The organism is Algorimicrobium bowmanii, from assembly GCF_054031195.1.
The window spans coordinates 2,530,451-2,554,253 of sequence record NZ_CM132929.1 but is presented as its reverse complement, the minus strand read 5'-3'; the positions used below and the strand labels follow the sequence as shown (position 1 = coordinate 2,554,253).

At 33.9% G+C, this 23,803-nt stretch carries 22 protein-coding genes; 10 read left to right on the top strand and 12 right to left on the bottom strand.

Annotated elements, in window-relative coordinates; genetic code table 11:
• The first annotated feature begins 26 nt into the window (after nt 1-26).
• Nucleotides 27-353, top strand: coding sequence for a hypothetical protein (locus tag ACW5R3_RS11505; RefSeq protein ID WP_456577162.1), 327 nt, complete (start codon nt 27-29; stop codon nt 351-353).
• Here ACW5R3_RS11505 and ACW5R3_RS11500 read toward each other — a convergent pair.
• A complete protein-coding gene (locus ACW5R3_RS11500) occupies nt 350-4,798 on the bottom strand; it encodes a CUB domain-containing protein (protein WP_456577161.1) in 4,449 nt (1,482 codons plus the stop codon). The genes ACW5R3_RS11505 and ACW5R3_RS11500 overlap by 4 nt on opposite strands.
• A gap of 31 nt (nt 4,799-4,829) precedes the next feature.
• Nucleotides 4,830-5,219: a hypothetical protein gene (locus tag ACW5R3_RS11495; RefSeq protein WP_456577160.1), complete on the bottom strand. Its 390-nt coding sequence runs from the start codon at nt 5,217-5,219 to the stop codon at nt 4,830-4,832.
• A 225-nt stretch (nt 5,220-5,444) separates the two neighbouring features.
• Between ACW5R3_RS11495 and ACW5R3_RS11490 the strand changes: the two genes are divergently transcribed.
• From ACW5R3_RS11490 to hemL, 3 genes are read left to right on the top strand one after another with little or no spacing between them, the layout of a single operon-like run.
• Entirely contained in the window at nt 5,445-6,335 is an 891-nt protein-coding gene (locus ACW5R3_RS11490; RefSeq protein WP_456577159.1) for a 1-aminocyclopropane-1-carboxylate deaminase/D-cysteine desulfhydrase, read from the top strand.
• 2 nt (nt 6,336-6,337) lie between these two features.
• Nucleotides 6,338-7,159 carry a glucosaminidase domain-containing protein gene (locus tag ACW5R3_RS11485; RefSeq protein WP_456577158.1) on the top strand — a complete coding sequence of 274 codons (822 nt, stop codon included), beginning with the start codon at nt 6,338-6,340 and terminating at the stop codon, nt 7,157-7,159.
• Between the two features lie 15 nt (nt 7,160-7,174).
• A complete protein-coding gene (gene hemL / locus ACW5R3_RS11480; protein WP_456577157.1) occupies nt 7,175-8,461 on the top strand; it encodes a glutamate-1-semialdehyde 2,1-aminomutase in 1,287 nt (428 codons plus the stop codon).
• A gap of 56 nt (nt 8,462-8,517) precedes the next feature.
• On the opposite strand, the gene ACW5R3_RS11475 is transcribed toward hemL, so the two are convergent.
• Nucleotides 8,518-8,916: a hypothetical protein gene (locus ACW5R3_RS11475; RefSeq protein ID WP_456577156.1), complete on the bottom strand. Its 399-nt coding sequence runs from the start codon at nt 8,914-8,916 to the stop codon at nt 8,518-8,520.
• Between the two features lie 121 nt (nt 8,917-9,037).
• On the bottom strand, nt 9,038-9,493 hold the full coding sequence (locus ACW5R3_RS11470; protein ID WP_456577155.1) for a hypothetical protein: 456 nt from the start codon (nt 9,491-9,493) through the stop codon (nt 9,038-9,040).
• Nucleotides 9,494-9,871: 378 nt separating this feature from the next.
• Here ACW5R3_RS11470 and ACW5R3_RS11465 point away from each other — a divergent pair, with 378 nt between their 5' ends.
• Nucleotides 9,872-10,216, top strand: a complete 345-nt coding sequence (locus tag ACW5R3_RS11465; protein ID WP_456577154.1) for a hypothetical protein — start codon at nt 9,872-9,874, stop codon at nt 10,214-10,216.
• A gap of 95 nt (nt 10,217-10,311) precedes the next feature.
• On the opposite strand, the gene ACW5R3_RS11460 is transcribed toward ACW5R3_RS11465, so the two are convergent.
• Both ACW5R3_RS11460 and ACW5R3_RS11455 read right to left on the bottom strand, forming a co-directional pair.
• Nucleotides 10,312-11,559: a fibronectin type III domain-containing protein gene (locus tag ACW5R3_RS11460; RefSeq protein WP_456577153.1), complete on the bottom strand. Its 1,248-nt coding sequence runs from the start codon at nt 11,557-11,559 to the stop codon at nt 10,312-10,314.
• Nucleotides 11,560-11,664: 105 nt separating this feature from the next.
• Nucleotides 11,665-12,336 (bottom strand): uracil-DNA glycosylase family protein, encoded by a 672-nt coding sequence (locus ACW5R3_RS11455; protein ID WP_456577152.1) that lies wholly within the window; start codon nt 12,334-12,336, stop codon nt 11,665-11,667.
• A gap of 62 nt (nt 12,337-12,398) precedes the next feature.
• Here ACW5R3_RS11455 and ACW5R3_RS11450 point away from each other — a divergent pair, with 62 nt between their 5' ends.
• Entirely contained in the window at nt 12,399-12,530 is a 132-nt protein-coding gene (locus ACW5R3_RS11450) for a 30S ribosomal protein THX (RefSeq protein WP_456577151.1), read from the top strand.
• Nucleotides 12,531-12,533: 3 nt separating this feature from the next.
• On the opposite strand, the gene yaaA is transcribed toward ACW5R3_RS11450, so the two are convergent.
• The 3 genes from yaaA to ACW5R3_RS11435 all read right to left on the bottom strand — a co-directional run bounded on the left by yaaA (nt 12,534) and on the right by ACW5R3_RS11435 (nt 15,031).
• Nucleotides 12,534-13,292 (bottom strand): peroxide stress protein YaaA, encoded by a 759-nt coding sequence (gene yaaA / locus ACW5R3_RS11445; protein WP_456577150.1) that lies wholly within the window; start codon nt 13,290-13,292, stop codon nt 12,534-12,536.
• A 132-nt stretch (nt 13,293-13,424) separates the two neighbouring features.
• Complete coding sequence (locus tag ACW5R3_RS11440) at nt 13,425-14,465, bottom strand: RluA family pseudouridine synthase (protein ID WP_456577149.1); 1,041 nt, start codon at nt 14,463-14,465, stop codon at nt 13,425-13,427.
• A 2-nt stretch (nt 14,466-14,467) separates the two neighbouring features.
• Nucleotides 14,468-15,031: a PASTA domain-containing protein gene (locus ACW5R3_RS11435; RefSeq protein ID WP_456577148.1), complete on the bottom strand. Its 564-nt coding sequence runs from the start codon at nt 15,029-15,031 to the stop codon at nt 14,468-14,470.
• Nucleotides 15,032-15,195: 164 nt separating this feature from the next.
• Here ACW5R3_RS11435 and ACW5R3_RS11430 point away from each other — a divergent pair, with 164 nt between their 5' ends.
• Nucleotides 15,196-16,173, top strand: a complete 978-nt coding sequence (locus tag ACW5R3_RS11430) for a D-alanine--D-alanine ligase (protein ID WP_456577147.1) — start codon at nt 15,196-15,198, stop codon at nt 16,171-16,173.
• A 75-nt stretch (nt 16,174-16,248) separates the two neighbouring features.
• Entirely contained in the window at nt 16,249-16,704 is a 456-nt protein-coding gene (coaD, locus tag ACW5R3_RS11425; protein WP_456577146.1) for a pantetheine-phosphate adenylyltransferase, read from the top strand.
• 160 nt (nt 16,705-16,864) lie between these two features.
• Here the strand turns inward: coaD and ACW5R3_RS11420 are convergent, their stop codons facing one another.
• Together ACW5R3_RS11420 and ACW5R3_RS11415 are read right to left on the bottom strand one after the other, a co-directional pair.
• Entirely contained in the window at nt 16,865-18,736 is a 1,872-nt protein-coding gene (locus ACW5R3_RS11420; protein ID WP_456577145.1) for a T9SS type A sorting domain-containing protein, read from the bottom strand.
• 166 nt (nt 18,737-18,902) lie between these two features.
• Complete coding sequence (locus tag ACW5R3_RS11415; protein WP_456577144.1) at nt 18,903-20,564, bottom strand: SulP family inorganic anion transporter; 1,662 nt, start codon at nt 20,562-20,564, stop codon at nt 18,903-18,905.
• Between the two features lie 98 nt (nt 20,565-20,662).
• Between ACW5R3_RS11415 and ACW5R3_RS11410 the strand changes: the two genes are divergently transcribed.
• Nucleotides 20,663-22,402, top strand: a complete 1,740-nt coding sequence (locus ACW5R3_RS11410; protein ID WP_456577143.1) for a M14 family metallopeptidase — start codon at nt 20,663-20,665, stop codon at nt 22,400-22,402.
• Nucleotides 22,403-22,422: 20 nt separating this feature from the next.
• Here the strand turns inward: ACW5R3_RS11410 and ACW5R3_RS11405 are convergent, their stop codons facing one another.
• Nucleotides 22,423-23,004, bottom strand: a complete 582-nt coding sequence (locus tag ACW5R3_RS11405) for an NUDIX hydrolase (protein WP_456577142.1) — start codon at nt 23,002-23,004, stop codon at nt 22,423-22,425.
• A 129-nt stretch (nt 23,005-23,133) separates the two neighbouring features.
• Here ACW5R3_RS11405 and pyrE point away from each other — a divergent pair, with 129 nt between their 5' ends.
• Entirely contained in the window at nt 23,134-23,778 is a 645-nt protein-coding gene (gene pyrE / locus ACW5R3_RS11400; RefSeq protein ID WP_456577141.1) for an orotate phosphoribosyltransferase, read from the top strand.
• Nucleotides 23,779-23,803: the final 25 nt, after the last annotated feature.

Here is a 23,803-nt window from a genome sequence, read left to right as displayed (position 1 = left end):
GGACTGATTTTTGAATGTTGATAGTGATGATTATTGTTTCAAAATATTTTATACCAAAAGGGTTTATCGGGGTTACTATTTGGCCGTTTATCTTTCTTAAAAGTTCCGATTGTAAGTCGGATGTTACTTTGACGAATCATGAGCGTATTCATTTAAAACAACAAATAGAATTACTGATAGTTCCTTTTTTTGTGTTGTATGGTCTTGAGTTTGCTTTTTTATATTTTAAAACAAGATCTAAGCAGGTAGCTTACAGAAGTATTTCATTTGAAAAAGAAGCTTATCAATACGAAAACGACCTTGGTTATTTAAAATCAAGGCCGTTTTGGAATTTTATTAAGTTATATAATTAGCGTTTAAGTATGATTCTTTCCGTGTAAACTTGATTGTTGTTTGTGGTTGCTTTAATAACATAGGTTCCATCAGAAAAACTATTATTGCTAATCTTTAATTCAGGAGTATTTAGGTTGTTTTTAGAAAGTAACTTTCGTCCTAAAATATCATAAATAACCACAGATACAATACTATTATTTTTAGACGATACTTTAATGTAGTCACTGTTTGGAGCGGTAATGCTTAAGTCTTGTATGGTATTAAAATTTTCTATTGATAAAGCATTGTCGGTATAACGTAATATAAAGCGGTCATCATATTTACCAGTTTCTGTAGTGAAGCTATATGGCGATATGCGAATATTATGTATTTGGTTGGTATAAGTGTCTTCTATAAAAATAGTTTGATTAGTTGTTTCAAACAAGCCGTCAATTGAATTCAAAGCTATTTTATATTCTCCGCTATTAGCAATTTCTATACCCAAAGGAACTAAATCGCTGTTATGAAAAGGTAGTGCTCTTCCTTGAATAGCGAGTTCTGTTGAATGAGTCGTTGAATAAAAACGATTGTTAGTTTCACTTAATTCATACCCATCATAAAGCCTATCTAAATTGTTTGTTGCGTTTTCAATATATCCTATTAGAATAGAATTGGCTGTGTTATTTGTGGCAATTAAATCTAGCCAAATGCGATGCCTTTCTAGTGATTGACGATTGGTTACCTGATTAGATCTAAAAAACTCATTATTGTCATAGGGTAGGATGCCAGAATCATATCGCATTTCATTTTTAAATACAACGTTTGAAGGTGATGTGGCACTGTGTTCCATTAGTACAAAAAAGGCTTGGCCGGATGCTATGTTTCCATTAAATCCTGGAGGATTTGATCCTGTACTATTATAACCAATGTAATCATTAGCATTGTAGTTGTAGACATAGTCGGCATAAAACGGATCTGTTGTTGAGCTAGGAGCTGTTTCATGACGCCATAAATATACAGTTCCCGAAATACTTGGTGTATTTGAATCTGTAGATTCGCTAAGCGCACTAGCATTTTCTAAAATAAATGCATCTGCAGAAATTGAAGAAGGGTAAGGGTTTCCAATTAGGTTCCAATTGTCATCAAGTTCTGTGGCGTTTGTATTACCTGCTCCGGCGTAGTCCGGTCCTGTATAATTACCACGAGTTATAGGTGTTTGCAATAAGCCATTTTTAGGCTTGCCTTTAAATTCTACCGTATTAGTTACTGATGTGCTTTCGGGAGCTGTTCCGGAAATACCTCGAATAATATACCCTTTTCCAGTTTGCATAATTTCCGTAGTAGCCTGCCAATTACCGTAAATTGCCGATGTAGTTGGCAACCAGCTATATATTAAATTTGACCCAGGGGATACATTAGTTACACCAAAACCATCAACTGGAGATGACCAGTAAATATAATCGTGTGACGCGACGTTTGATACTGTACGTTGGACCTGGATGTCTCCAGAGTTTGTGGTGCCTGTGTCTGTAATCTGTATAAGATTTGAGCCACTCCTTAAAATAACCTGACCATCAGGTTCGACCTCGATGTCGTCTGTGATAATCAGATTAGCATATTGAAGTAATTCTAAATATCCATCTGATTGTACTAGTAAGCTTTTGCCTAAACCTGGTGATGGAGGGATAGGGGGTGTGATGCCAAGAACAATTGGTGACCGATTGTAAGTGGTAGTAACGTTAGGTATAATTACACAGTTTTGGTTGGTTGGTATACCTGTAGGGCTCCAATTGGCAGCGTCATACCAATCTGTGCTTTGAGAGCCATTCCAAACTTTTTTGGAATTAGTAATGGATATACTATCTGTACAACCATTTTGATCCGTTGCGGTGTAAGTTTCTGTGCTGTTAGGAGCAGCATAAACTGTTTCAGAAAATCCGCCGGTATATGCTGTGCTTAATGAGCTGTCCGTGTATAATCCTGTGGTTGGACTCCATGTTATTTGTGGTGGTATTATGTTTCCGTTAGTGGTTATTTCAATGTCATCAATATTCCAATTAATTACTCCAAAAGGTCTTCCGTATAAGCGAAAACGAATACGGAGTGTCGTACCTGATAATGATGATAGGTCAATGTTTCGAGTTTCTGAATTTATGTCATTTGTAACGGGTGTTACGGAATATTGGCTTGTCCACGGATCTGTGTCTACTTTTGTTTCTACTGCTATATTGTAAATATAGTAGCTACTAAAATGGTATAAATATTGTTTAAAATTTAATTGAAGATTAGTTAGACCAGATATGTTGATATTAGGAGAGTTAAGGATTCTGCCGCCGGTTGCATATATGATAGAACCTCCACTTAGTGATGCTTCATAAGGTGTGCCTCCAGCGTCTGATGAGTTATTAATACTCCATGAGCCACCGGTATTAGAGCCGTTGTTAATTGACCATCCAGTAGGAATTCCTGCAGTATCAAAAGATTCAGAAAAGATGATGTTTGGGACATAGGTATTCGTAGCATTTGTGGTTAAAGCAGTATAATCAAGATTACAGGCGTTTGCTCCAGTAGGGAATTTAGTTGCTGCTATTGTAAGATTACAAGGGTCAATACAACTTATGTTAGCAGACCAACCATCATAGGTAATTAATGAGTCACTATCAAAAGTAAAAGTTAGTGCTCCTGAGGCGTCTGTTGAGGTGAAGGGGCCTGGGATATTTGAGCCTGTAAACATGCCTAATAAAGGATAAGTAGCATCAGGACCATCATATACATTTAAGAAATCATAGCCGCTTTCTAAATTGAAACTTGTAAATGTAACCGTTATTGGTGAGTTAGCAGAATCTGGATAGAAAGTAGTTGTTTGATTTTCGTTATTAGTGTAATTACCACTTGCACCTCCGCTATCGTAGAATGTCGAACCGCAAACAACAGGTGGGGTGTAAGGGGCACAAGAAAAATTAGCTTCCCAGCCTTCGTAGGTAATAGAGCCATCGCTTTCGAAAACAAAAGTTAAGGCACCGGAAGGATCGCTAGAAGTTACTACTCCAGGAGAATTTGTTCCTGAAAAAGTACCAAGGAGCGGATAGGAGTCATCAGGTCCATTATATATGTAAAGATAATCGTATCCATTTTCAAGATTAAAACTTGTAAAAGTAGCAGTAAGCGCTGTTCCTGCAACGTCAGGGGTAAAAGTTGTAGTTGTTTGCTCGTTAGAAGTATAATTGTTACTATCTCCGCCGCTATCAAAGAAATGAGAGCTACAGGTTGGAGGTGTTATACAGGTAACATTTGCTTCCCATCCGTTACCAAGACCGTTGCTATTACTAGTGAATACAAAAGTTAAAGCTCCTAAAGAGTTTGTTGAGCTGAATGAAGATGGAGTAGTCGTTACGTTACCTAAACTTGGCGCTGTATTGTCTGTTCCATCATAAACTGATAGGGTGTCTCCTGGTTGTAAATCTAGCATGGTAAAATCAACTGTAACAGTGCCTCCAGTAGCTGTTGGGTAAATAGTTGTTGTGTGCGATTCATTATTTAAATAGGTTCCTGAAGTGCCTCCTGTATCATAAAATTCTCCTCCACAAGACGGTGGAGGTGGTGGTGTGGAGCAACTGATATTTGCAGACCAACCCGTGCCAACATTGCTGCTATTACTTGTGAAAACAAAAGTTAGTGTACCTGTAGCATCTGTAGAAGTGAAATTACCAGGTAGTGTGCTTCCAGAAAAAGAACCTAATGATGGGTAAGTTGGATCAGGTCCGTTGTATACTGTTAAAATGTCTCCTGAAGCTAAGTCGAATTCTGTAAATGAAACAGTTGTAGTTCCTCCTGCGGTAGCTGGGTATATAGTAGTTGTTTCAGATTCGTTGTTTGAATAACTTCCTGTATCTCCTCCGCTATCTATAAATACGTTACCACATATAGGAAGGTCTCCACAGCTTGTGGTGCCTAATCCATTTGTTTGTTGAATAGAAATGCTGCCTTCTGCACCATCGTAATTAGTTATTAAAACGATATATATTTCCCCGGTAATAGCACCATTAATAGTTAATGTTTCAGTTGGAGCTATATCAAAACTGCAATCCGTAATCATGTCAGGTGCATATGGGTAGAAGTTAGGGTTTGTAGTGTTATTTGGACAGGTAGCGCAATAAGCTAGGGTGATACTTGCGTCTGCTTCAGCTAGGGAGTTGAAAGGCCCCCAAGCTATAAAATCGACATCTATAGGGTTTCCAAAATTATCCTCTTGTGATATGGTAAAGATTAAATCGCCTGGTTGATTAATTGTCAAATAATAATAGGCTGCGTTAGGGGTAGAGAATAAGCAACCAATAGATGATGAACTAGGAGAGCCTGTAGTGTTTGGGAATACCAATTCGGAACCTCCGGAACAGAACTGTTCCGCTGTTGAAACAGATCCGCCTTGAGAAAAACTGAAACCGTAGAAGAGTATGCTGATGTATAATAGTGTAGTTTTTTTCATAATGATAGATTTTTGGAAGTATAGTAATTGGCTAAAGAAAGCTGTAGAATTGCCATTTGCTTAAACTTTCGCAGTTTGTAGTGTTGTTGCTAATTTTGGTTCGCCATTTATAGCATTTCGCATTTAAGTCTTTATAAGTCATTATAACTTTACCGTTAGGCTTTTTGGCTAAAGTGCCTGTTTTACGGATAATGCTTTCGGATCGAATGCTACCATCAAGTTTATTCCAACAACTATTTAAAGGTTGAAATTCAAATTCAATATTAATTACGTCAGATGTTGAGGTATCTGTTAGCTCCCATGAAATGATTTGTTCTGGAAGATTAGAGCCTGAAGGTTGGTAAGTTTTACTGGCAATTGTTATATTTTCGGCGCATGTGTTGCTTTGTGCTATACCATTAAAGGAAAAGGTAATTAGCATTACTAGTGTCGGGAATTTTATCGTCATATGACTATTTTGCTAAATGTTATATACAATGTGTACTTTTACCATAGCAAAAAGGGTGTTATAAGTAGATTTGATGAGGTCTTGAGGTTTATTTAAAATAAATGTTAATTAATTAAATAAAACTCAGGTGTTTATCAAATCTAATAAAAAATACTTATAAAATAATATTTTTTTATAAATTATTGTTAATTTTTTAAGATGTTCAGTATTAGGAATATAGAAAACCAATATATAGAAGAGACTATGGCGGTTAAGCCAGAATATTTAATTGATTCTTATATTTCTGGTAATAAGTATCGAAAATTAAAATTCAATATAGAAACTGCCAAAAAACAAAACTTAGAAACAATTTTAACTTTTGGTGGGGCTTATTCTAATCATATTGCTGCGGTGGCTGCAGCGGGGAATCGTTATGGTTTTAAGACTATTGGTGTTATTAGAGGAGAAGAATTAGTTAATAAAATATCGAGTAATAGTACGTTAGTTTATGCACGTTCCCAAGGAATGCAGTTTCATTTTATATCGCGAGAGGACTATAGGAATAAAACCGATGAAAGTTTCAAGGCGAGTCTAAAAACTAAGTTTGGCGATTTTTATTTAATTCCAGAAGGCGGGACAAATGATTTAGCAGTAAAGGGGTGTGAAGAAATTTTAACCGAAGTAGATGCTGAATTCGATTTTATAACCTGTGCTGTTGGTACGGGAGGTACTATATCGGGATTAATAAATTCGGCAAAAAAACATCAGAAAATTCTAGGATTTCCAGCGCTAAAAGGTGATTTTTTACGGAAAGATATTAGTAAATTTGCACAAAATGACAACTGGGATTTGATTACGGATTATCACTTTGGGGGCTATGCTAAAATAAAACCTGAATTGATTAGTTTTATTAATGATTTCAAAAGGCAGTATGGTATTCCTTTGGATCCAATTTATACAGGAAAAATGGCTTTTGGTGTTTTCGATTTAATAAAAAAAGGGTATTTTCCAGAACAGTCAAAAATATTAATGATTCATACAGGCGGCCTTCAGGGAATAGCCGGTATTAATAAGCTTTTGGTGAAAAAAAGCATGATAAAAATTCAATAGTAATGAAGCGGATAATTGTATTAGCCTGTATGGCATTAATCGTAGTTAGTTGTGGTTCTAAAAAACGAGTAGCTAAAAAATCATCACAAAAAACGACTACAACAGAACGGGTAGTGAAAGCTCCTGAAAAGGAAGTGCCTGAAAAGAATCAAGCCAAAACAACACAGCCAAAACCAAGTACAACTGTAAGTAGTAATCCTATAGAGGCATATATAGCAACATATAGTAACATAGCTCAAGAGGAAATGCGTTTGTATCATATTCCTGCTAGTATCACTCTTGCGCAAGGTATTTTAGAATCCAGCTCAGGTAGAGGTCGATTAGCTGTTGAAGCAAATAATCATTTCGGAATTAAATGTCATGAATGGACTGGAGCACGTATATATCACGATGATGATGAAGACCAAGAGTGTTTTAGAAAATACAATAACCCGAAGTATTCGTATCGTGATCATTCACTTTTTTTAAAAGAACGTAAGCGTTATTATAAATTATTTGAATTAGATATTTATGATTATAAAGGTTGGGCAAAAGGTTTAAAGGCAGCGGGTTATGCTACCGATAAAAAGTATCCAGATAAATTAATTAGCCTTATAGAGCGTTATAATTTATATCAATATGATGGTGAAGGAACAGGTGAAATTTCAAGTAAGTCGACTTCAGTTGCTACTACAACAGGAGTATCACATAGAGTGGTGAAAGGCGATACGTTGTATTCGTTATCGAAGCGTTACAACACAACCGTTGAAGCTATAAAGAATCTCAATAACTTAACATCAAACGCTTTAAGTATAGGTGATTTGTTAATTGTGAAGTCAAATTAAGAAAAGCAAAAGAATATGCAGTATAAGAGAAGCAGTGCACTTTTTGCACAAGCAGAAAAAGTAATACCGGGAGGTGTTAATTCGCCAGTAAGAGCTTTTGGAGCCGTTGGAGGAACACCTATATTTATAAAAAAAGCACAAGGTCCCTATTTAATTGATGAGGATAATAATAAATATATAGATTATATAAACTCATGGGGTCCTATGATTTTAGGGCATGCATTTCCTCCAGTTGTTGAAGCTGTTATAGAAAAAACAAAATTAGGAACATCCTTTGGTACGCCTACAGAAATTGAAACAGAAATTGCAGAATTGGCTGTTTCAATGGTGCCTAATATAGATAAAATTCGTTTTGTTAATTCTGGTACCGAGGCATGTATGAGTGCCGTTCGGTTGGCTCGTGGTTACACGGGGAAAGATAAGATTATAAAATTTGCTGGATGTTACCATGGACATAGTGATAGCTTTTTAATTCAAGCTGGTAGTGGTGCTGTTACATTTGGCTCTCCTAATAGTCCAGGTGTTACTAAAGGTACGGCTAAAGATACTTTGTTGGCGAGATATAACGATTTAGCTAATGTAAAAGAACTAATTGAAGCTAATTTAGGAGAAATAGCATGTATTATTCTAGAGCCTGTAGCAGGAAATATGGGGTGTATTCCTCCAAAAGCTGATTTTTTACAAGGGTTAAGAAATTTGTGCTCTCAGCATGATATTCTTTTAATTTTTGACGAAGTTATGACGGGATTCCGTTTAGCAAAAGGAGGTGTACAAGAGTTATATAATATACAAGCAGATATTGTTTGTTTTGGTAAAGTTATCGGAGGCGGGTTGCCTGTAGGTGCATTTGCAGCAAAAGAAGAAATAATGAATTATTTAGCGCCGCTCGGACCTGTGTATCAGGCGGGAACGCTTAGTGGAAATCCTTTAGCTATGGCAGCAGGATTAGCTATGTTGAAAGCCATAAATAATGACTCGGATATTTACAAGCGCTTAGAAGATAAAACAGCTTATTTACATAAAGGTATTGCAAAGGTTTTAGATGAAAATCAAATTACACACAGTATCAATAGAGTTGGTTCAATGATATCTGTTCATTTTTCAGAAACAGAAGTATGTGATTTTGAATCGGCTGCCAATGGAAACAATGATCGTTTTAAATCTTTTTTCCATGGTCTTCTTGAAGAAGGTATTTATATTGCTCCAAGTGCATTTGAAACTTGGTTTATAACAGACGCGCTGAGTTATGATGATTTAGATGCTACAATTTTAGCAATAAATAAAGTAGCTAAAACTTTATAGAAATAAAAAAAGCGATCTAAATTTTAGATCGCTTTTTTTATCACTAAGAATTAAAATTAACTTCTAGGAATTAATTTGTTAAATTCTTGTTCTTGTTTTTCATCTAGAACTTCAGTCATTCCTTTTTGAAATTCAGGTTCGTTTAATAAAGCTTTAGATATTGCATCTGAAGAACTTCCACTAGAACCAGATCCCATTAATTTACTTGCAGAATCGCCAATAAATTTCTGAAACTTGTCAGATTTTAATTGAGTAACAACTAAATCTGTTGCCATTTTTTGTTGCGAGTCACTTAGGTTTAATTTTTTTGTAAGTTTCATTACCTGGTCGCCAGCTAATTGATTAATCATTGAACTTGATTGACTTGAAACAGCAGCAGATCCTAAAGAACTTAAATTTTGAGCAGAAAGTTGCATACCAACTAATGCTAAAGCAATTACTAATAATTTTTTCATGATAGTGTTTTTTAAATTGGGTATAAAAATAGTAACAAAAAAGTCTAAATAATAAAAAAAGCAGTAATTTATTGTAAATCACTGCTTTTTAACCAAAACTAACCAATCTATTAATCAAATATTATTTTCTTCGGTCTCCTTTTTTATTTCCTCTACGACCTTTTTCCATCTGTTCTTTCTCAATTTCTTCCCACTTCTTGTATTGTTCGTCATTTAGGATTTTTTTCATTTCCTGTTTTGTAGCTATTTGCTTGTCTAACATTTCGTTTTTCATAGCAAGACGCTCTTCATCAGTTGGCTTTTTTGCTTCTTCGTTTTCTTGTTTTTCTTTACGCGCATCCATTTTTGCTTGTCTCTCTTTAGCATTTTTGGTGTTTAATGCTAATACTTGAGCTTGTTGCTCTTCTGTTAGGTCTAAGCTTAAAGTTAATTTTTTTGTTTGTAATTCAGCTATTTCTTCTGGCGTGTGCTTGCTCATTTGTTCTGAACGATCACCTTTATCATGCATTCTTTTTTTGTCCTGTGCAGACATTTGAATAGTAACTAAGGCTAAAGCAATTAAGATTAATTTTTTCATGATTTTATATTTTAATTATTGTTCTATTAAGATTGCTATTCTTTAAAAAGGTTTAATTGTGAATTTTAGTTTAACATGAGATTAACAAGTTTGTCTGTTTCCGTTTTTAAAATATGTTTTGAATAGTTTGTAGTAATATATCACCAGTGAACAGAGCCTGATGTTTAATAAGTGCTTCCTGAAATAACTCATTTATTATATAAGTGTTTTACGTATATGTATAAGTGAAGGTATAGGTATATCTAATTATATGTATGTTATAAGGATTTGTGTTAAAAGTTCTTAAAGTCAGGTGGTTAATGTTAAATATATCTGAATAAATAAAACCTTTTTACTTTTTGTAAGTCATAGAACTGAATTTAATAATCACAATAAATTATGAAAAAAATATTAGCCTTAAGCGGACTGTTGTTTACAATGAATATGGCCGTGGCTAACAATTTAGAATCAAATAATAATGTATTTAATTCAATCAGTGAAATTCATAAGCCTAAGCATGGGCATGATATGTTAAAAGTTCGTGATGTGCATGTTTTTGAAGTAGAAGAGCCGACAGATTTAGGATTTGATACTAAGGCATATTTGCCAGAAGATTTTAACCCATTAAAAGGGAAAGGTGATTTAGATTGGAGTAAAATTGAATTAATTGAGATTGAAGAACCAGTTTACTTCAACTTTAATGTAGATGATTATTTGCCACAAGGTTTTAATCCTAATAAATAAAAATATAAAGTTTTCATATTAATAATTGAGTTAGTTAGTTTAGTTTTGAAACCCCAGTAATCCTAACATTGCTGGGGTTTTCTTTATGTGTTTTTTTAAAGTGAATTAATGTAGGCTCTTATTAAAGAATAGCCTTCGTCGTGTATGATGCTAGTTCCTGTTAATGGCATACTGAATCCTTCGTTATAACTTCTCATTCTACTATCTATATCTACTTGTTTTTCAAATATTTTAGTATCGCTAAAAGGTATTTCATATGTTAGGCGTAAATCAGACTGTAGTTCACAAAAACCACCTTCCGAATGGCAGTGAGCACAATTCATATCAAAGTAAGCTCTTGCGCGTTGTTCTAATGAATAGGTTGTGTCCTCCCAATTTGGTAGAGCAGAAATATTCGAAGGGTCAGTTATATTACTAAGGTAGCCTGCGTTTATAAAATCTTGTAGCTGGTTATTAAAGTTCATGCTACGTAATTTTGGACCAATAGGAGTAATTGTTGTATTGTTTGTATGACAAATTAAGCAATCTGTCATTCCTGGAATTTTATAATTTATAGTATTAGTAACGCCTTGATTGTTTACAAAAGAAACGGGAACAGTATGCGATGAGTTGTCTAAAACAGCATCTGTTTGGTTGCTGTTCCATTTATAGTTTCCTAATTCCCAATTACCATTGATTTTAATTAAAATACGCGTTTCTAAAATTGTTTTGCCTAATGCGTGGTTACTTTCATCATTATAATAGAAAAATGTTTTTGAAATAAGTGTCCCATCGGGGAAGTTAGGAAAGTCATTATCTACAAAGGACATGCTTGTTCCCGGAGGTAAAGCTACTAGTCGTTGTTTGTGAGCGTAATCTGTAAATAATGGTGTATTTATGTCGTATTCAAAAGCGTGTTGGCTAGGGGTTAAATCATTTAGGTTACCCGAAAATAAGTTTAAATCGGATAAGTTTGTTAGAAAATCTGGAATTACTAGCGGGGCTGCAGTTGTGAATGATATAATGTCTGAAAACATACTTGTGTTGTCTGTACTGCAGGTCGTTTTTATAAATACATCATAGGTTGTACCTGCTTGTAAGTTATTTAGTGTAACGGTTGGTTCGGTGCTAGTAACCTCAGTTCCTGAACCTACGGTAAATCCTGTCTGTCCAAATTCTGCAGTGTAATTAGCAGCGTTATTTGAATCTATCCAATTTATTTCTACGCTATGGTGAGTTATATTGTTGCTTGAAACTTCTGTTGGTTTTAAGCATTGATTTACAGTGTTGGTAACGTCGTCTTGATCTTCAGAACAAGTTAATACTAATAAACAGGAAGCTATAATTAAGATGTAGTGTTTCATAATTAATTTTTGGTTCTGTTAAAATAGTATTTTTATGCTTTCTAAGATTAAAAAAAAGATAAAAAACTAATAATTGCTTTGTAATCAGTAGGTAAACGAATTTGATTATAAGAATTCACGGTATTGCATTACACGAAAGTCAAACGTATTAAAATTCGGGTTTTTAGCTTTTAACTGTTTATATAATGGCATTCTACTAATTGAGATATTAGCAGCTCCTGAGCTTGATGTTAACGAAACGGTTTTAATAACGCGTGTGTTATTCGTGTTTGACGGTATTTTAAATTGGTGTATTCTGGGAATCTCATTAGAAATGCATTCAAGTTTTAAATGTCTCGTTTTTAAATGTTTTCTAAAAAAATATTCAGGACCATTTTTACTATTACCACCGGTGAAAATTAAAGTGTGAATTTTAGGATATTCTTCTAGGTATCCAACTATATCGCGAAGTATAATGTTGCTCATGCCTAAATCGGAGGCATCTATTTTTTGACGTTCAGCACTTTCTACAATATCACAGATGCCTATTTGGTGTGTTGTTAAAAAATCTATACGTTCTAGTATGGCTTTTTTAGAGTTGTTATAGGATAAATTTAGTTGGTGGATTTTATCAATATATAACCATAAACTGTTGTAATAACTTCCGTAACAAAAATCAACATCCTTTTCTAGTAAGTCTCCTGTGGAAAACCTCGGAGGCGGTAAAGTGCCAACTATTAATTTGGTGGTGTTTTTCTGGATAAAAGGTTTGTATGGGTGTTTATGAAAGAAAGTCATTTAAGTTTTATATCATCTTTTATTTTTGTAAGTTATGACTTAAGTTTTAAATATTAAAAAGTATGGGAAAAGGAGATAAAAAAACAAAACGTGGTAAAATTAATAGAGGGTCCTACGGGGTTAGACGCCCACGTATAAAAAAGAAAGTGCGCCCCGAAGAAAAAATTAGTATAGATAAAAAAGCTAAAGCTTAGTTTTTAGCGAGTAAATACAAGTTTGTTTTCGCTTGAAAATTCATCACTTAAACCATAGCCTTCTAGGTTAAAAGCTTTTACATCATCAAGGGTTTTGGCGTCAGTATCTATTATGTAGCGTGCCATTAATCCTCTAGCGGCTTTAGCATAAATACCAATAGTTTTATACTTATCGTCTTTGAATTCTTTAAAGTCAATGTCTATAATCGGAACTTGTAATGTCTTTTTATCTATTGATTTAAAGTATTCATTACTGGCTAGGTTTAAAAAAATCTCATCATTTTCTAATTCCTTGTTTAAGGATTCGGTGATGGTTTCTTTCCAAAACTCATAAAGGTTTTTATTACTACCTACTGGCATTTTGGTGCCCATTTCTAAACGGTAAGGTAAAATTAAATCTAAAGGCTTTAAAATACCATAGAGACCAGAAAGTATTCGAACGGTATCTTGGAGTTTTTCAATTTTTTCTGAAGGAATTGTGTAAGCGTCTAATCCACGATAAACATCGCCATTAAAAGCATAAATGGCTTGTCTTGCAGACTCTTTGTTAAACGGAAGTTTCCAATTCTGGTTACGCTCATAGTTTAAATTACCAAGGTTGTCAGAGATTTTCATTAGTTCAGACAAATCCTTTGCAGATTTTTTCTTTAAAATAGTGTTCAGACGCTCCGATTCTTTAAGAAATCGTGATTCAGTAGCCTTGTTAGTTGGTACTTTTCGTTCGTAATCTAAAGATTTTGCAGGTGATATAACTAGTTTCATAAGCGTTTGTAGACTTAGTGTCTGTCTTTATTTTTTATGGGTGTAACTATTTTACAATTCCAAATTTACAATTCGCTTGGCATAAAAATGTATTCCTGACTTTATTCTTTCTTATAAAACTATAAAGAAAATTTATTCGTTATCTTGATGCTTAGAATAATTACGCCACTTCTCAATACAATTTTGCATATCCTGAGGGATTTCAGAATCAAAACGCATCATTTCTCCTGTTCTAGGGTGTTTAAAGCCTAGTGTTTTTGCGTGTAATGCTTGACGAGGTAATGCCTTAAAGCAGTTTTCTACAAACTGACGGTATTTTGTGAATGTGGTACCTTTTAAAATGCGTTCGCCGCCATAGCGTTCATCGTTAAATAAAGTATGGCCAATATGTTTCATATGAACACGAATTTGATGAGTACGTCCTGTTTCTAATTTGCATGAAACTAAGGTTACATAGCCTAAGCGTTCTATAACTTTGTAGTGCGTTACAGCAGGTTTCCCTTTATCGCTTTCATCATCTAAATAAACAGTGTTTTGCAATCTGTTTTTAGGATGTCTTCCAATATTGCCTTCTATAGTGCCTTCGTCTTCTTCCATGTTCCCCCATGCAATAGCAACGTACTCTCGTTCGCTAGTTTTATCAAAAAATTGTTTTGATAAATGAGTCATCGCTTCTTCATTTTTAGCAATAACAAGCAGTCCGCTAGTATCTTTATCTATTCTGTGTACTAAACCTGGTCGGTTACTGGAATTATTCGGTAGATTATCAAAATGATAAATTAAAGCATTTATTAAGGTTCCAGAATAATTGCCATGACCTGGGTGTACAACCATGCCCGGTTCTTTGTTTACAACCAATAAATCGTCATCTTCATAAACAATATTCAAAGGAATATTCTCTGGGGTAAGTAAATACTCATAAGGCGGATGTTCAAATAGAACGCGTATCTTATCTAGAGGCTTAACTTTGTAATTAGATTTAACAACTTGATCGTTTACATAAATGTTGCCGCTTTTTGCTGCAGCTTGAATTTTATTACGCGTAGCGTTTTCAATAAAATTCATTAAGTATTTATCAATACGAAGTGGTGTTTGGCCTTTTTCGGCAGTAAATGCATAATGCTCGTATAATTCGTCATCAGCGTTTTGTTGTTCTGGAGTATAGTCTGCCATAATTAATTTGAGCCTGGTCTGTTTCCGTTACCTAAAACTACATCAATTTTAGATGTTTTAGGTAATTCATCACCTTCTTTTATTTCTTTCCCTTTATATTGTAATTCTACAACTTCATTTTCACCTAAGTAATCGGTGTAAGTTATTTCTCCAATAACGAAGCCCAAAGCTTCTAGGGTAGGTTTAGCTTGACGGAAAGTTTTTTCTTTTAAGTTTGGTATTTTTACTTTTCTGTACCCCGAAGGATTAAGGGTTACATATATTTTACGATTGTCTTTTACTTTTTCGCCTGAAACAGGGTCTTGTTCTATAACTGAAAACTGAGGGTAATCAGGATTGAAATTAGAAGAATCTAACACCTCTAATCGTAAATTGTTTTCATTTAGTTCAATTTGTGCAACGCTAAGAGATTTACCTTTTAAATCAGGAACCGTTTCAAACTGTCCGTGATTTGTAGATATGTTTAACCATTTTAATAGCAGGAAACATAAAATAACAAGACCAACTACGGCTAGTATGATTTGTGTTATAAATGTTTTGCTTGTCAGGAATTTTATAAAACTCATGGAAATGTATTTGTTGGACAAATATATAAAAACAGAACTGTTTTTAGTTTTGATTTATTAGTGATATTTTCGCTTTACTAATATTACATACGTGTAGCCTTTAGTTTTAGACTAAATGTAGGTGTAAATTTATAATAAATTACTCTTTTTAAGAGTCGCTGCAAATGAAAAAAAATATTGCCATAATAATGGGAGGGTACTCTAGTGAGTATGAGATTTCCCTTAAAAGCGGAAACGTAGTTTATAATGCGTTAAATGGATTAGGTATCTACAATGCTTATAGGATTCATGTTTTTGAAGATAAGTGGGTGTATGTTGCTAATGATAATCAAGAAATACCTATTGATAAAAATGACTTTTCTGTTACAATAGCAGGACAAAAAATTATTTTCGATTGTGTTTTTAATGCCATTCATGGTGCGCCAGGTGAAGATGGGTACATGCAAGCGTATTTAGAGCTTTTAAAAATACCGCATACAAGTTGTGGTATGTATCAAGCGGCTCTCACGTTTAATAAACGCGATTGTTTAAGTGTCCTAAAACCGTATGGTATTAAAACAGCTGAGAGTTATTATATAAATTTTGGAGATGTAGTTGATGAAGATGCAATTATAGAAAAAGTGGGATTACCTTGTTTTGTTAAAGCTAACAGAGCGGGAAGTAGTTTTGGGATTTCTAAGGTTTATAAAAAAGAAGATTTTAAATCAGCTTTAGAAATTGCGTATAAAGAAGATGACGAAGTTATTATAGAGTCGTTTTTAGATGGCACAGAGGTGTCTGTTGGTGTTATTTCTTATAAAGGAGAAACAAAAGTGCTGCCTATAACAGAGATTGTAAGCGAGAATGATTTTTTCGATTATGAAGCAAAATATTTAGGGGAGTCACAAGAAATTACTCCAGCACGTATTTCTGAATCTGATGCAGATAAAGTACGAGTTTTAGCTAAAAAAGTATATGAGCTTTTGAAGATGACAGGATTTTCTAGGAGTGAATATATTTTTAAAGATGGTGAACCACATTTATTAGAAATAAACACTATACCAGGATTAACAAAGGCAAGTATTTTGCCTCAACAAGCCGAGGCAGCTGGAATATCTTTAGAGCAGTTGTTTCAAAATGCTATTGAAGAAGCTCTGAAATAATCATTATACAAGAATATTTAAAATTTCATATATTTAGTATATCAAAATTAAAAAACCTGTTATTAGGTACAGCATATGAAAAAAGCATTATTTCCTGGGTCTTTTGATCCTTTGACATTAGGGCATTATGATATAATCACTCGAGGCATCCATTTATTTGATGAGATAGTCGTTGCTATTGGTATTAATGGTGATAAAAACTATATGTTTTCTTTAGAAGAACGTAAGAAATTTATTGAAGAAGCGTTTAAAGACGAGCCTAAAGTGAAAGTGGTAACTTATGAAGGGATGACTATTGATTTCTGTAAAGAGATTGATGCAGGGTTTATTCTACGTGGATTAAGAAATCCAGCCGATTTTGAATTTGAAAAAGCCATTGCTCATACAAATAGAAGGCTATCTAAAATTGAAACGGTATTCTTGCTTACAGCTGCAAAAACATCTTTTATTAGCTCTAGCATTGTTCGTGATGTTATTCGAAATAATGGTAATTACAGAGTTCTGGTACCAAATAGCGTAACAGTTAAGTAAGGAGCATTTTTGTTGCTCCAAAATCAGACTCTTATTTCTGAATAGAGTTGGAGCTAAAGGTTTTAATTTACTCCTGAAACTTTAAATACTTGAATTTACAAAGCATAAAAAAAGCTGTCTATTAAGACAGCTTTTTTATATTATTTAAATAATACTTTCCTTAGTTAGAAATGATTATTTTTTTAGTTTTTGTAATATTATTGTTTGTAATCTTACAGATGTAAATACCTCTAGCTAAGTTGTAAGCGCTAAAATCAGCTTGATACTCACGGCCAGCTACAACCTCTTGGTTGAATATTGTAAATACATTTCTACCAAAATGGTTAAATAATTCAATGTTAGCATTTCCATTTTCTGAAGCAACAAAATTAATAGTAGCACCAGTAGTTACAGGGTTTGGATAGATTGAAACATTCATTCCTTCTTCTACAGCATCTGTAGCAGTTAAAACTGGATTTGCGCCAGATAGAGAATTACATGTTCCTACAATAATAACACCATCTAAGTCGTAAGCATCGTGAGTTACTGATAACTCATCGTTATTTACAACTTTTACATAATTGATGTACTCGAAGTTTCCTGCATCAGAAATGTCAACTGTATTATTTTCTTTACAAACAGTTCCTGCCATGTGCCAGCTATAGTTGTCAAAAGAAACATATACATCAGCAAATTCAGGATAGTTTCCACATCCATCAGTTTGATTAAAAGATGTTTCAACAAATAATAAATCTGCACCTGGACGATTATAAACAGCACCGTCAAAAGCTAATACAACACTTCCTCCGTAACCTAACGTTGTGAAAACACCGTATTCATTTAAGTATTCTGGGTAACCAAGTACGTTTTCTGGGTTTTCAGTTCTAACACCGTCAATACCACCACCTGAAATTGTAGTACCTTCGTTATATTCTAATAATTCTGAAGCAGAACAAGTTGCATAATTTACTTGAGGAGCTTCACTACAACCATTAATTGCAACAACAGCATCAAGGTCGTAACCGTCACCTGATCTAGATCCTTCAGGAGTTGTGTCTACTAATTTTACTTGAGTGATGTAAGCTAAAGGGTTTGGTGTTAAAGCATTGTCAATATCAAGCATTGCTGGCTGACTTGTGTAAGCAGAACCAATAAAGTAGAAATCTACACCGTTTTGAGATACAAATACATCAGCAGATTCTGGGTATTCAGCAAATGTATAATCACCAAAAGTAGTTTCAAAAATAGTTAAATCGTCACCAGCTTCATTCATAACAACACCGTCAAAACCAATAACAATTTCACCTCCATATCCAAGGGATACAAAGTTTTCTGATTCATCATTTTCTGGCTCACCTAATGCTTTTGCTGGGTTGATTCTTAATGGGTTTGTCATAGCTTCACCATTACTCATTAAAGCAGGTGTGTAAGATATTACAGCAGCTGCGTAACATTCTTGAACCAATTCTTGACAACCATTAATAGCAACAACACCATCTATATCATACCCATCAGGAGAGTTAGCCGTTTCAGATGTGTTTGTTAGTTTTATTTGAGATACGTATTCTAGACCAAGACTTGAAAAATCAATAGCTTCGTCTAAACAGATTTCACCGTAAGAAACCCAAGTTGATCCATCTTGAGATAATTCAACCATGGCTTTTTCTGAATTGCTGAAGCACTCATCACCATTAAATGATGTTTCATAAATCATTAAGTCATCTCCGGGAGCGTCATAAACAACGCCATCAAAGCCAAGAATAATATAACCGTCAACACCTAAAGAAACGAAACCTCCATCAGCATTTGAAGCATCTGGTTGGCTTAAGGCCATAAGAGGGTTTGAACGACCTGGTTCAATAGTGTTACCGTTAGCTAACAATCCTTGTTGGAAATCAACTACTTCAGAAGCATAACATTCTTCTGTGGGAAAGTAATTAATAGGGTTTGTTTCAATTGGTTTAGGGTCATCTAAATTGTTAGATGCATTAACCGAGAAAGATGTTGCGATAGCACATAAACTCGGAAAAATAAATTTTGTAAATTTTTTCATTAGGATATGGATTAATTAATAGACCGTAAAGATTCGAAAGAAGAATTATACAGCAAAAATTAATCGTGTAAGACCCAATTTTAGTAGTTTAAAAGAAAAAAAGTGCAAATAAATTCGATGACTGACACTGTGCTTAAATTGTATTTCTGGTTTACACAGGTGTTTATTAGAACTTATACTCTGAAAGCGGGTTTGGAAATTCTTCCGGATTAGCAGCTAAATGGTACCGAGGATCGTCAACGTCTTCTATAATAACTTCCTGAAATTTTGGACTTGCTTTACAAAGTAAGAGTTTACAATCTTCACTTAAGTGTTTTAGTTTTATTGATTTACCTTCGGCTTCATACTTTTTAACTAAATTAAAAATAGCTTCTAATGCAGAATGATCGCTAATGCGGGATTCAACAAAATCAATTTCAACATTTTTAGGGTCATTCTTCACATCAAATTTTTCGTTAAAAGCCGTAATACTTCCAAAGAATAATGGTCCCCAAATTTCATAAACTTTAGTTCCATCGGCACGTAAACGTTTACGGGCACGAATGCGTTTTGCATTTTCCCAAGCAAAAGATAAAGCCGAGATAATAACCCCTACAAAAACAGCAATTGCTAAATCGAAAATAACAGTTACTGTTGAAACAATTATTAATACTACAGCATCTGAAACCGGTATTTTTTTAATGATTCGGAAACTAGACCAAGCAAATGTTTCAATTACCATGATAAACATGACGCCAACTAATGCGGCAATAGGTACTTGCTCAATTAATTTATCAGTAAAAAGAATGAAGGTTAATAAGGTTGTTGCCATCATTATTCCGGATAAGCGTCCGCGTCCACCTGCATTGATATTAATTACTGTTTGACCAATCATACCGCAGCCTCCAGTTCCTCCAAAAAGTCCAGACATAATATTTCCAGCGCCTTGAGCAATACATTCCTTGTCACCGTTACCTCTAGTATCGGTAAGTTCGTCAACTAAATTCATGGTCATAAGCGATTCTATAAGTCCAACTGAAGCAGCTAAAAAGGCATATGGAAGTATGAATTTAAGTGTGTCTAAATTAAAAGGTAGTTTTTCCCAAAGTTCTAAATTAGGTGTTGGAAATTCTCCTTTTAAGCCTGTTCCGCCACCTTCTATTATGTAAGATCCAACAGTCGATACATCTAAATTAAACCCAATAGTGACTAACGTTGTAATTAATATAGCTGTTAATGCAGCTGGTATTTTTTTTGTGATTTTTGGTAATCCCCAAATAATTCCCATAGTTAATAGTACTAAGGCAATCATTAAATATAACTCCGAACCTTGCATGAAGGTACTTACATATGTTTTTACGCCTTCAGAAGTAACTTCCAATGTTTTGTGAGAAAACATTTTAACTTGTGCCCAAAAAATAACAATAGCTAACCCGTTAACAAATCCAAGCATTACAGGGTGAGGAATAAGTCTAACAAAGCGACCTAACTTAAATACACCTGCTAATATTTGTATTATCCCCATAAGAATTACACAGGCCATTAAGTAGAAAAAACCCATGTTTTCAATTGGTTGATCAAAGAGCATGCCTTTGGTGTGTCCGTCTGCAATCATGGTAACAAAAATAACAGCAACTGCACCTGCTGCACCAGAAATTAAACCAGGTCTACCTCCAAAAATAGCGGCTATTAAACCTACAATAAAAGCACCAGATAGTGCCATTAAAGGGTCTATTTGCGCAACAAAAGCGAAAGCTACAACTTCAGGAATCATTGCTAATGAAACTGTTATACCACTTAAAATATCGTTTTTTGGATTGCTAGTGAATTTTTGGAAAAATTGATTCATCTTTATTTTTTTTGAAGCTGCAAAAATACAGTTAATCTGAATACGTACAAGATTATATTGTTATAAATTGATTAAGTTTACCCGTTAAATTAAAAAAAATGGTTCGATTCACTTCAGTATTAGTCATTTTATTGACTTTCAGTTCTTTATATGCGCAAAATCCTTCTGCTAATTTTATTACCATTTTCGAAAGGAGTAATGGAACCGAAACAGCTACTTATAAGGAGACTATTAAGTTTTATAAGGCACTCGCAAATGAATATCCAAAAATTCATATGGAAACCATTGGTATGACCGATTCAGGGGAGCCTTTGCACATTGTAATTTTTAATCCGGATGCTGAATTTAACTTCGATAACATTCATGATAACAAACGAATTTTATTAATTAATAACGGTATTCATCCAGGAGAAAGTGATGGTATTGATGCGACTATGATGTTATATCGTGATTTAGCTATGGGTAAAATACCATCACCTCAAAAAACAGTTTTAGTTACAATACCTATATATAATGTAGGAGGGAGTTTAAATCGGAATACAGGAACGCGAGCAAATCAAAATGGACCAAAAGCTTATGGTTTTCGTGGAAACTCACAAAATTATGATTTAAATCGTGACTTTATAAAAAGTGATACGGAGAACGCAAAGACCTTTGCTAAAATTTTTCATTATGTAAAACCAGATGTTTTTATTGATAATCATGTGAGTAACGGTGCTGATTATCAGTATACTTTAACCCATTTGTTTACTCAGCATAATAAACTTGGAGGTCAGTTAGGAGTCTATTTACACGAAACTATTATGCCTGAATTGGAAGCCGATTTAAAAGCTCATGATTGGGATATTACACCTTATGTGAATGTGTTTAATCAAGTTCCTGAAACCGGGTTTAGTCAGTTTATGGACTATCCAAGGTATTCAACTGGTTATACAACACTTTGGAATGTAATAGGCTTAATGGTAGAAACGCATATGTTAAAACCTTACAAGTCTCGTGTTAAAGGAACCTATCAATTAATGAAAAGTATGATTACGGTTGTTGAAGCAGAGGGAGAGCAAATTTCTAAATGGCGTGAATCTGCTTTTCAGTCATTTAACAATTGTAAAACTTACCCTTTAAATTGGGAAATAGATACGACTAAATCTACCGTTTTAAACTTCAAGGGTTTTGAGGGGGAAGTGATAGAAAGCTCTGTAACAGGAAAACAGCGTTTAAAGTACAATAGAGAAAAACCGTTTGAAAAACCCATTGTTTACCAAAATTACTTTCAGCCTACAACTGTGGTTTCAGTACCTGAAGCTTACGTTATTCCTCAAGGTTGGCATCGCGTTATTAAGCTGTTAAAACTGAATGATATTAAACTTAACCAATTTAAAAGAGATACCGTTCTTTCCGTTGAATCGTATAGGATATCTGAGTTTGAAACTCGTAAAAATCCGTATGAAGGACATTATCAGCATTACAATACAACAGTGGAGGTTTCAGAAGTAGAACAATCTTTTAGAAAGGGAGATTATTGGATTTCAACTAATCAAAAAGGTATTCGCTATTTATTAGAAACTTTAGAACCAGAAGCGCCAGATTCTTTTTTTAATTGGAATTTTTTTGATACTATATTACAGAAAAAAGAAGGATTCTCTCCTTATGTGTTTGAAGATACTGCTCAAGCTTTATTAGATTCAAATGCCGATTTGAAATTAGAGTTTAATAAAAAGAAGCAAACCGACCAACAATTTGCAAGCAATTGGTATGCTCAGTTAAATTGGCTGTATGAACGCTCAGAAAATTATGAGTCCGCTTATAAGCAATACCCTGTGTATCGTATTAAGTTGTAGTTTTTTAAGCTAGTTGAAGTTTAAAATAATAATTTAATATTGGCGTAGCTGTTTTTTAAAGCATCATTAGCTTCGGTTTCATTTAACCATGAAACTTTCGTTATGCCTTCATTTTCTTGAGGTTTTAAAACATCTGAATATGTTGTGGTCATTTCAAACCAATGGGTGATTTTTATTTTATATTTTCCGTTGCGTTTAAATAGGTGATATGTAGTTTCAAGAGGTTTGGTTATTTTTAAATTTTTAACCCCTGTTTCTTCTTCAACTTCACGAATGGCAGTGTCTTCAATTGTTTCTTTTTTTTCAGCCTTTCCTTTAGGAAGATCCCATTTATCGTTTCTGTAAATAAATAAAATCTCACCTTTATCGTTATATACTTTGCCGCCACCAGCTACTACGTTAGGCAGTTTTTTTAGAAATTTTTTAAGAAGTTTTTCTTCTTTGGCATGAACAAGATGAACTTCTTTAACAGACTTTTTGCTGAGTTCGTTAATTACTTTCGTCATTGAAACAGATTTTAATAAGTAGTTTTTAAAAGCGGCTTCTTTTTCAACTTCTGTTGTTAAGATAATTGGTTTATCATTAACAAATACTTTATACATAGGGTCTGTTGTTGCAATTAGTAGTTGTAAAAATATTAAAAAAAAAGAAGGATTCCTCTAGGATTAAAAAATAAATTTTATTCTAAATTTAAAAATGTAGATATCGTAAAAATGTGTAATTTTGCCACTATGATTTTCAATAAACACACCGCCAGAAAAACTGCCGAAGTACTACTTCAGGTAAATGCAATTAAATTACAGCCAAAGGATCCTTTTACATGGGCATCTGGATGGAAATCCCCAATTTATTGCGATAATAGAATTGTTCTTTCCTATCCGCCAATCCGAAATTATATTCGTGAGACGATGGCTAAACAAATTGAAAAGCAATACGGGAAACCCGATGTTATTGCAGGTGTTGCTACTGGTGCCATAGGTATTGGTATGTTGGTAGCTGAGTATTTAGGATTGCCATTTGTTTATGTTAGACCAGAGGCTAAAAGTCATGGACGACAAAACCAAATAGAGGGTCACTTAGAATCAGGACAGAATGTTGTTGTGGTTGAAGATTTAATAAGTACTGGGAAAAGTAGTTTAAATGCTGTTCGTGCTCTTAAAGAAAGTCAAGTAAATGTAAAAGGTATGATAGCTATCTTTACTTATGGCTTTAATGTTTCAAAAGAAAATTTTGAGAAAGAGCAAGTTAACTTAACAACATTAAGTGATTATGACTCGTTGTTAGAGCAAGCATATGATACCAACTATATTTCTACTAAAGAACAAGGTATTTTAGCAACTTGGAATGCTAATCCAATAGAATGGAATGCTAATTGATAGTTGTAAATTGAATTTTTTTAAA

Coding starts and splice junctions, on each gene's coding strand:
- ACW5R3_RS11505 (WP_456577162.1), top strand. CDS start 27: ATGATTATTGTTTCAAAATATTTTATACCAAAAGGGTTTATCGGGGTT.
- ACW5R3_RS11500 (WP_456577161.1), bottom strand. CDS start 4,798: ATGAAAAAAACTACACTATTATACATCAGCATACTCTTCTACGGTTTC.
- ACW5R3_RS11495 (WP_456577160.1), bottom strand. CDS start 5,219: ATGCTAATTACCTTTTCCTTTAATGGTATAGCACAAAGCAACACATGC.
- ACW5R3_RS11490 (WP_456577159.1), top strand. CDS start 5,445: ATGTTCAGTATTAGGAATATAGAAAACCAATATATAGAAGAGACTATG.
- ACW5R3_RS11485 (WP_456577158.1), top strand. CDS start 6,338: ATGAAGCGGATAATTGTATTAGCCTGTATGGCATTAATCGTAGTTAGT.
- hemL (WP_456577157.1), top strand. CDS start 7,175: ATGCAGTATAAGAGAAGCAGTGCACTTTTTGCACAAGCAGAAAAAGTA.
- ACW5R3_RS11475 (WP_456577156.1), bottom strand. CDS start 8,916: ATGAAAAAATTATTAGTAATTGCTTTAGCATTAGTTGGTATGCAACTT.
- ACW5R3_RS11470 (WP_456577155.1), bottom strand. CDS start 9,493: ATGAAAAAATTAATCTTAATTGCTTTAGCCTTAGTTACTATTCAAATG.
- ACW5R3_RS11465 (WP_456577154.1), top strand. CDS start 9,872: ATGAAAAAAATATTAGCCTTAAGCGGACTGTTGTTTACAATGAATATG.
- ACW5R3_RS11460 (WP_456577153.1), bottom strand. CDS start 11,559: ATGAAACACTACATCTTAATTATAGCTTCCTGTTTATTAGTATTAACT.
- ACW5R3_RS11455 (WP_456577152.1), bottom strand. CDS start 12,336: ATGACTTTCTTTCATAAACACCCATACAAACCTTTTATCCAGAAAAAC.
- ACW5R3_RS11450 (WP_456577151.1), top strand. CDS start 12,399: ATGGGAAAAGGAGATAAAAAAACAAAACGTGGTAAAATTAATAGAGGG.
- yaaA (WP_456577150.1), bottom strand. CDS start 13,292: ATGAAACTAGTTATATCACCTGCAAAATCTTTAGATTACGAACGAAAA.
- ACW5R3_RS11440 (WP_456577149.1), bottom strand. CDS start 14,465: ATGGCAGACTATACTCCAGAACAACAAAACGCTGATGACGAATTATAC.
- ACW5R3_RS11435 (WP_456577148.1), bottom strand. CDS start 15,031: ATGAGTTTTATAAAATTCCTGACAAGCAAAACATTTATAACACAAATC.
- ACW5R3_RS11430 (WP_456577147.1), top strand. CDS start 15,196: ATGAAAAAAAATATTGCCATAATAATGGGAGGGTACTCTAGTGAGTAT.
- coaD (WP_456577146.1), top strand. CDS start 16,249: ATGAAAAAAGCATTATTTCCTGGGTCTTTTGATCCTTTGACATTAGGG.
- ACW5R3_RS11420 (WP_456577145.1), bottom strand. CDS start 18,736: ATGAAAAAATTTACAAAATTTATTTTTCCGAGTTTATGTGCTATCGCA.
- ACW5R3_RS11415 (WP_456577144.1), bottom strand. CDS start 20,564: ATGAATCAATTTTTCCAAAAATTCACTAGCAATCCAAAAAACGATATT.
- ACW5R3_RS11410 (WP_456577143.1), top strand. CDS start 20,663: ATGGTTCGATTCACTTCAGTATTAGTCATTTTATTGACTTTCAGTTCT.
- ACW5R3_RS11405 (WP_456577142.1), bottom strand. CDS start 23,004: ATGTATAAAGTATTTGTTAATGATAAACCAATTATCTTAACAACAGAA.
- pyrE (WP_456577141.1), top strand. CDS start 23,134: ATGATTTTCAATAAACACACCGCCAGAAAAACTGCCGAAGTACTACTT.